Below are 1,154 nucleotides of genomic sequence, written 5' to 3'. Positions count from 1 at the left end.
ATACTCACGATAAAACTGAGTATTGTTAGTTGGTGTAACTCACGGTTATAGCGATAAAAACAATACTTTATCCAGTTGCTTTTGTCTTGGCTCTCAGGCGGAGGCTCGCGAAACAATTTGGAATAACGCGAGATGTGAATGATCGTATAATTCTGCTCATCAGCCTCTTTATAGAACAAATTGTCATTGCGGTAGTCATAGATGCATAGTTGCTGTTTCTCGAGGTTATACTCGATCAGAATACCGTTAAACCCAATACATGAGATCCAACAAGGACTGTCAATTTTAGCTAATCTCTCCCGTGTGACACCATCCTCGTGCTCAGGGCTATAACCTAAACGTGTAAGTGTGTTTGTGAAAGCTTCATGATCTTCATTGGTGGGCAAAAATGCATCGGCTAAAATACCAGGTGTTCCTTCCCAGCCTAGTGCAACTAAGCTAAAAGCGATTCCACGAGAAATTGGGTGTGCCTCAAAGTAATTTTCACCTAAGGGACTATTTGCAAATTGATGCAGACGTTGTTCAACTTCATCAAAGGCAACTAAGGTATTCATGCAATGATATCCTTATTTATATCGTTTTTGTTTTGATGTTTTGGTTCTATGTTTCTCGCTTGATTCTTTAACGATCGTTGAGGTAAAACGATATGCTCAAGTTTTGGGTAGATTTCGTGAAGACGATTGGATACAAAAATACAGATAAAAGCATCTGAGCGCGGACGAATACAGGTGACCAAGTTTTTAACAAAACGGGTGTCATAGATTAGGTCCAGATCATCAATGATAATGATCGATTTACGACTCAAAACAGCACGAATAATAACCAATGCATAAATAACTTGACGAGGCAATGGAACGGTATTTGTGGAGCGAAACTCTGTATAAAACCCCTGCCTTAGCTCATCTATGGTGTGCTTGATTTGCATTGCTTCACAAAGCGCATAAGCGGCTTTATGCAGTGCGGGTTGGAAACATGTAATGTTGTCTATGATTGTCCCTTCAATAAAGCTTGAGCTACGGTTAATATGAATCACTTGTTCACGCCATATTTTATAAGGGATATTCTGAATAGGCTTGCCGTTTGTCTTAATGGACTCTGCGTGTTCCTCCCGTTCACGTGTAATGCATTGAGAAAGGTAGGTCTTACCGCTACAT

The 1,154-nt window shown here is 40.1% G+C and carries 2 protein-coding genes; both read right to left on the bottom strand.

Annotated features, from left to right (window positions below; translation table 11 throughout):
• Nucleotides 1–554, bottom strand: a 554-nt coding sequence (locus A3739_RS02735; RefSeq protein ID WP_197471987.1) for a hypothetical protein, incomplete at its 3' end; no start/stop codon positions are given.
• Nucleotides 551–1,154: ABC transporter ATP-binding protein (locus tag A3739_RS02730; protein WP_156502282.1), on the bottom strand; the 604-nt coding region annotated here is incomplete at its 5' end. The genes A3739_RS02730 and A3739_RS02735, both read right to left, overlap by 4 nt.

It is taken from the genome of Oleiphilus sp. HI0067 (assembly GCF_001635735.1).
Note: the sequence above shows the minus strand (reverse complement) of the source record. Positions and strands in the feature narration are given on the sequence as shown.